General features: G+C 56.0%; 5 protein-coding genes. 3 read left to right on the forward strand and 2 right to left on the reverse strand.

Annotated elements, in window-relative coordinates; all coding sequences use genetic code 11:
* Positions 1 to 69: 69 nt before the first annotated feature.
* Entirely contained in the window at positions 70 to 624 is a 555-nt protein-coding gene (locus K5Q19_RS16635; protein WP_273303884.1) for an exonuclease domain-containing protein, read from the reverse strand.
* Positions 625 to 1,292: 668 nt separating this feature from the next.
* Positions 1,293 to 3,692 carry a MobA/MobL family protein gene (locus tag K5Q19_RS16640; protein WP_273303883.1) on the reverse strand — a complete coding sequence of 800 codons (2,400 nt, stop codon included), beginning with the start codon at positions 3,690 to 3,692 and terminating at the stop codon, positions 1,293 to 1,295.
* A 206-nt stretch (positions 3,693 to 3,898) separates the two neighbouring features.
* Between K5Q19_RS16640 and K5Q19_RS16645 the strand changes: the two genes are divergently transcribed.
* From K5Q19_RS16645 to K5Q19_RS16655, 3 genes are read left to right on the forward strand one after another with little or no spacing between them, the layout of a single operon-like run.
* Complete coding sequence (locus K5Q19_RS16645; RefSeq protein WP_273303882.1) at positions 3,899 to 4,549, forward strand: hypothetical protein; 651 nt, start codon at positions 3,899 to 3,901, stop codon at positions 4,547 to 4,549.
* Positions 4,546 to 5,346, forward strand: coding sequence for a hypothetical protein (locus tag K5Q19_RS16650; RefSeq protein WP_273303880.1), 801 nt, complete (start codon positions 4,546 to 4,548; stop codon positions 5,344 to 5,346). Before K5Q19_RS16645 ends, K5Q19_RS16650 begins: the two co-directional genes overlap by 4 nt.
* Positions 5,333 to 6,790, forward strand: a complete 1,458-nt coding sequence (locus tag K5Q19_RS16655) for a hypothetical protein (protein WP_273303877.1) — start codon at positions 5,333 to 5,335, stop codon at positions 6,788 to 6,790. The genes K5Q19_RS16650 and K5Q19_RS16655 overlap by 14 nt, the downstream gene beginning before the upstream one ends.
* The last annotated feature ends 39 nt before the right edge of the window (positions 6,791 to 6,829 follow it).

The raw sequence follows: 6,829 nt of genomic DNA on the forward strand, positions 1-6,829 counted from the left end.
GTGGTGGGGCATGCCCCACCACCAGCAGCACCTAAATCTCCACCGAAAATTACACCACGAGCGCGGACGCTAACCCATCAGCAGATGGCCCAGTGCTTTCGCGGCAATGCCGGCATCACGCAGCCAGTCGAAATCATTCAGGCTGCAGGCCCAGGCCGCGCTTTGCGTGAAGGGGAGCAACTGGCCTATAAAACTCAAATCATAGGCGCAGTTGTGCGCAATGAACACATCCACGCCTTCCAGATCCCATTGGACCCGATCAAGATCGATCGCCTTGTTGGCGACCATTTCGTCGGTCAAACCGGTCAGCCATGATACCCTTTGCGGTATGGGCATCATGGGATCGCACAGCGCCTGGTCGGCGCAAACGATTCCGACGATGTCATCGTCGTCGTCAACGGCGATGACAATATAGGCCAGGTCGATGACCTGATCGATCAGCGGGTCCAGGCCAGTACATTCGACATCGATCAGAGCGATCTGGCGAACCGGTTCGACGGGCACTTTGCTGCGGACAAAGTGGCCGATGTCGACGACCTCCCGCAGAACTCTGATTTGCGATCCCTCGAGATCCTGCAACCACGGATCGTCATCGTCGTGGTCGAACTTAGCTGCTTGTGACATATTTAATCTCCTTTAAATAACTGAAAAAGAGAAGAAATTTTCCCCTCTTCAATTCCAGTCACCTCTCTTGAACGAGAGCGGTTTTCCGATTGAGATCACATGCGTGCTCGGACAGCCACGGCCGCAAAATGCGCAGCCGGACAACTGTTCGTATTCTGTTCGTTTTCTGCACCGACTGGTTGGGCCAACGATCAAGCCAGTGTGGTTTTGAAAACGGCGCAAGCCCATCACCGATGGCAACGGATCCGAAAGGCTTTGCCGAGGGGCAGCGGCGACGCTCCAAGCCCGGCCGGTTTTGCTTCGCAGCCCTTGGCGGCGGAATTTTAACAGGCTTGGTATAGCTTTGGGACGCCACACCGACGGAGACTTACATGGCAGGATCAGCAGCCGCCTATTTCAGCCCGACTTTGCGAAGACTGAAGGAAGAAGAGGATTTCGATAGGCCGGGAGTGGTGTATCCTACGCCTGATGCTGCCTGCACAGATTGTCCGGCATCGATCTGGTATGCTGACAAGGAAGGTGACCTTCGCTGTTATTGCACCATTCTCCACACAACCACTTGGGACGGAAAGAGGGATCCAATCTCGCATTGTGATGGCCGTGAGCAGGAGCTTGCGGCGATTGGTGGTCGTTAAAGCGGAGAGCGGCGGGCACGGCGGACTCTCTGTTCACCGCTCCTGCCCGTCGATGCCGGGCCGCCATCCCACAGGCCGCGACTGACGAGGTGCTTCGCGCCGAGCTGGCCGGTTCTCTTGTTGTCGATGCTGGCCGTCCGCATGTGGAAGCGTTGCCTGCAGCCATTCCTTGGCCCGTCGTTTTCGCCGCCGAGCTGCAAAAGCCAGCAGCTCATCAGTTTCTGCCCGAACCTTCGAATTGCCCGTTTCATTGGAGCCTGATGGCGCCTGACGAACCTGCGTCTTACGTTGAACTGCAGGACCTCTTGCTATCGAAGGGCCGTCCATGGTTGGATCGGCGCGCGTTGCGATGCCATCCACAGCTGCACGCGGGGGCGGTGCGGTGGGAAGCTTTGGCGTTGCCGCTGTCGCGGGATTTTGGGATTTGGCCAAGTTCCTTCGCGCCCGCTCTGCATCCTCGTGATCCAACGCGCGGTTCAGCGCAGCGATTTCCTGGCGGATCGCAGCAATCTGTTCTGCGACGGGAGCCGCTGGCAATTTCGTTGGTGGGGTCGATGGAGCCAGAAGGCTAACACTCATCACCGCTGATGGTCGCGCAGCGTTCCTTGGCGACACGCGCACTGGCATTGATGGGGCAGGTGGCCGGGGAGTGACCTGCACGTTTGCTATTCCAATTGTCGTCGATCTGCCCATCTGCTTCAACGACACGGTCGGCCTTGCCAATCTCGGCACAGACTGCGGCACAAGAATGTTTGCAGATAGCGAAAGCTGGCCAGCATGAGGGCGTACAGAAGAGCGCCAGGGGGTGACGCGCATTGCTGATGGCGAAGGAACAGCAGCCGGTGCGTCAACCTTGAGCGGGGCTGCCACCGATATTCTGGCAAAGGGGTTAGTGCCAATGTTATCCATTCTGGTTAAGCCAACACCTGGTCGCACCGCTTGACGAGGTATATTTGCGGGTTTCAAATTTGAAATGTCGCGTAGGCCGAGGCTGTCCAGCAGTGACGGCGGTGCAACTGACACGACACGGCTTTCGGTAGCGCTTGTCCTGGTTGACGGGACTAGCGGTACTCGGCCTTGCCGGGGAGGTGAGGCGGGCGACTGTGAAAGAATGCGTGCCCTATCGGTCGCGATCCCCATTGGGTGGACCGGTCCGATAGGCACATGTGCCGGAGAATCGGCACGAACTGGCATTTCCCCCATCACAGTGTCTGGTGGAAGCATGGTCTCTCCAGCGATCGCCAATGGTGATGACGCGGGAATATGCACCGGTTCCAGCTGGGGAGCACCCTTCAAGGTTTGTGAGATAATCAGAGCCTCGGCAGCCGCCTGCTCCTGACCATGCCGCAACCGCTCATCCAGCAGGGCAGCCTCACCGGCCATCACTATCCCGATATTGCGGTCATTGATGGCGCTAAACTCCCCGCGCCGGACTTTGGCGGTTTCCTTCCCGCCCAGATGGCGCTGCGGCGCATTCGGTAATCCGCGTTCAGCGTTCGATAGCGCCGTGTAGGTGAAATCAAGGCCGGCTCGCCGCGCGATCTCTGTCTGGATGCTGGCGTAATCGTGGCGCATGCGGTCAAATGCGTCAGGGTTATCGATTTCGGTTCTGAGCATGGTGCCGACATCCCACTCATGTGCTCCCGTGCGCACCATGGGCCTGGTAGAAAAAAGGATGTGCAGGTGCCAGTTGCGCTGATCACCTTCTTCGGAAGGCGGATGCAGTGCGAGTGCGTAGGGCAGGTCGCTGCTGCCGAAGTGCTGTTCGGCGAACTCCCTGCCAATCTCCATCATGAGCTCTGGATCGCGCAACTGATAGGGCACGTTGGCGATCGCGTGGAACAGAGCCTTGCTGTTTTTCTGCGCGGCGCGGTTGACGTCCTCGATCAGTGACAGGGCCTCAACCGCCTCCTCGATGGATTCGCCGACGTTGGATTCAAAATATGGTTGGCCCTCCAGATTTTCGAGCGCGCCTGCCCAAATGTACTCGGTGACACGTTTTCCTACGCCAGGCTTTGTGGCCCGGCCATAATAGAACACTTTCAGAAATATGCCTCGGCGCCCATTTCGATCGATGATCGCACCGGAGTAGCGGGGTAGTGCGGTCCCTTGTGCAAGGTGACGGCTGCCAAAATGTAGTGCCATTCGAACGGTTGGTTTGGGCTTATGGGTTGCGTAGCCGCACCGCTCTGGTCGCACTCTGGTTCGAACCCACAATGCTCGGTTGCGCCGTTCGGCTTCGCGTTGCTCTTTCAGAAGCGACGTGCACGCCCTTCGGTAAGCGGCCGCAGCGGCCTGACGCCTGACATGCTCTCGCCAATGGCGAATCGTCAGCGCCAATGCATCGGTCGCCTTTTTGAACAACTGTCTGGCAGCCACCTTGTCGAGCGACATCCAGACGTCACCTCGGCTGACGATCTGAAAATTGTTCATGATCAAATTCCAAAATGCGTATTCAAAAGGGGGCAATAAAAGCGCAGCGCGGTTTCACAATGGTGAAACATTTATTTCGCCAATTGCCCCCTAAAAAATCTCACTTCCAAATTATGGCCCTTGACATCTGTGTTTTCAATATAAAAATAATGGAGTATTGATGTTTTGTACAATCATTTCATCATCGAGATGAAAAGATTTCAAATTTGAAAGTTGAGGTCGCCATGGGTGTAAAAGAGGATGAGATAGATATGCGGGTGGCTGTAGGCTCAGTCGATGAGGCGGTCGACGCCAGGCAGGCTCTGTCTGTCAGAAGTGCGGAGCTTGCGGCCCAGCGACGACTGGCTCTGCAGGCAGAGCACACTCTCGTGAAACGAGACCCGCGCGATATGGCCAGTGCTATTGCCTTGGGTTTTGTGTGTGTGCGCCTTGGCTTGCGAGCTGCCGACAGCTGGAAGTTGGAGGGTCTTCTCAGTGAGCGTGTAGGCTCGCTCGTTGAGCGGCTTAATGAGGCTGCAGCGCACCTTGGCACTGGCGAGCATACAGGGGGCGAGGCGCTGGTCCGTGCGTTAGATCTGGGCGGGCCTGAACTGGCAGCCCAGGGAGAGTTTGAGGCGTGGAATCGACGTGTCCGTAGATACTTCGACGAGCATGAGCAGTGGCTTGAAGCCGATCTCGAGCTTCGCCGATCCGGGAAATGGCGATTCAAAAAAATGTCGACCGGACAGCAGGAGCTCATCCGGCAGACATGCGCATTGTTTGAAATTGATCTTCCGGGCCATCTGACCCGAGGGTCAGCACATGACTGGCTGTCGCAATACAAGGCAAACCTCCTGTATCGCGGGGTTGGGATATGATGGCTTTCGAATGGATCGATGCCGCAGGCAATGTTCATACACTCGATAGTCCAGAAAAAATCGAGCTTGAGTATACCAGGTTCTCACGGGAATTAATGGATCTCAAGCCATTCATTCAGAGCGCAAGCCAAGCGGAATATCTGGATCTTCGTCCTCGGTTGGAGCGTCTGCGTGACCGCATTATTCAGCTTGGGGTCGATCTGGAAAGATATAATGATGCCTGGGAAGCGGAGATACGACGTCAATCAGCGGAAATGTCGAAAATCGTAAAGAAACTGGAAGCTGAGGTCGAATATCTCGAGGCTTTGCATCGATGCTTTGAGCAATCGGTAGCTGGTCCGCCGACGGGGCGGAGTGGCCCGACGGATGACCAGATAAGGGTGCTGAGAAAGCTGGCTACCCGCAAGGAGATCCCATTCGTGGCACCCGAAACATTTGAAGCCGCCCAGCGGGAGCTGCTGCGTGAGCCAGCGACCAATCGGCTGCCGCTGCCCCCATCGATGCCGGCATTTGAGTGGCAGGATCTCAATGGGCATTTCCATCAGATCCGAACGGTCATGGTTATCGAAAAGGCGTTCATAGAACTGATTGAGCAAAACCGAATGTACTTCAAAATTTCCCAAAATGAGACTGCAAGTCTCGCCTATATTGGCATCAAAAAAATAGTAAATATGATAGAAAGCATAAAAACGCTCGAAAGCCAAATGGCGTCTTGGTCCGAATTTATCATTGCTGGAGATCGAGATGACATGATCAGAGTTATCGAGCGGATGGAGGAAGGCAATGAAAAAAGGTAAGTCTCCGATTGGCCGATCGATGACAAAGCGCCCGGACCTGGAAGGTGCTTATGCAAGTCCTCTGTTGCGAAGTGTTCGCGCCGCTGTCCTGCAGGAATGCAGTGAATATCCCACACTGGTCCCTACCAAACTACGTGCAGTGCCAAATGGGTCAAGAATTCAGACGAGAGTAGCCGATCCTGAAACGGCCAAGCTGAAGGCTTCGCCGCGCGACCGCATGCACCGTTACGCGGGAGCGCGAGACGTGCTGCTGCTGAGGCGCGTGGTCAGCAAAAGGATTGGCAAGACTGTTAGAGACTACCAGCCTGATGCGTCCGACGCGGATATTCGTAAATTACTACATCCAAGAAATCGTGCCGATTTGGTTCAAGCCTGCGTGTACAGATTTGCACCTCTCATTGGGCCGGATGCAGATCTGACGAGAATTTATCGCGATGCGCATGGGCGGACCGTGTTGGACGATCAATATGCCGGCCACGTATACGATGCTGATCACTGTGCAGGCGAGATCATCGAGCGAGTTATGGATTGCACGCTGGTCGATTGGATGAGGTTTTTGGAAGAGCTCAGGACCATCTGCCCACAGATGTTCACCGCCGTCTGGCGCCGTGATGTCACGAAGGCGGAAGAGATTCTGGGCAAGCTAGGCCCGGAACGGTTGCCTCGGCTCAGTTGCCTTCGCAGTCAGAATGACCCGATTCAGAAATTTCGCTTCATGGTGGGTCTTTGGGCTGAATTTGAGCGATTGTTTGAACTGCTCGAGGAGTTTGGCGGGCCAGAGCGCGTAACGGAGTCCAGTCTTCGCGCCTTCCTTGCTTCGACAGCAGATGGCGCAGCTGCAGCTGGTCTTGGCAGCCGGGCGGCTCTTTATGTCAGTACCGCGTGGTGCCACGTGGCGGCACTCACCGAATTGCAGCAAAATGGCTGCGCGCCGGCCCTCGAACAGAGCCATCCTTACAAGGCTTTTGCCACCAATGGATTCGCCCCAACGGTTGATGAGCTTGCAGCGGTCCGCACAGACAGCGGCCGGAAGGTTGCGGCCAAGAGCATTTATGCAGCCGTTCCGTTTGCACAAGACTCGAGGCTTCGGCCTATCACTGGGGATTTGCCAGCTCATTTTTTCGCGGGCCGCGATATCCGTAGATTGGCAATCCGCTTTATCTTGGAAATCAGGGAGGAGATGGGACCCTTCAATGGAAGACGGGCCAACAGGGGCCACCGGTATTTCGAATTTGAAACTTCAGGTGCGATTGGTCGATTGGCGATGATCATCACTCATCGCATCTGTCCAGACACCGTGTTGGCAGTGTTGGTCGAGACGCATGGAAGCTTACTGCGTCGCAATCGGCATCTTCCGCCATTGGTTCCCGGGGACATGATCGCAAACCCCGTGGCTTGGGCCCGGTTGAAGCGTCCCGGGTTTTCCGGAGGCTCCTATTTGTGAGAAGGAGCCACGATGAGTGCTACAAGGAACAAGTTTTCG

It is taken from the genome of Novosphingobium sp. (assembly GCF_019748365.1).
GTDB lineage: Bacteria > Pseudomonadota > Alphaproteobacteria > Sphingomonadales > Sphingomonadaceae > Novosphingobium.

Bases quoted from the DNA above. Each gene is read 5' to 3' on its own strand.
- K5Q19_RS16655 (WP_273303877.1), top strand. From the start codon at position 5,333: ATGAAAAAAGGTAAGTCTCCGATTGGCCGATCGATGACAAAGCGCCCG.
- K5Q19_RS16635 (WP_273303884.1), bottom strand. From the start codon at position 624: ATGTCACAAGCAGCTAAGTTCGACCACGACGATGACGATCCGTGGTTG.
- K5Q19_RS16650 (WP_273303880.1), top strand. From the start codon at position 4,546: ATGATGGCTTTCGAATGGATCGATGCCGCAGGCAATGTTCATACACTC.
- K5Q19_RS16640 (WP_273303883.1), bottom strand. From the start codon at position 3,692: ATGAACAATTTTCAGATCGTCAGCCGAGGTGACGTCTGGATGTCGCTC.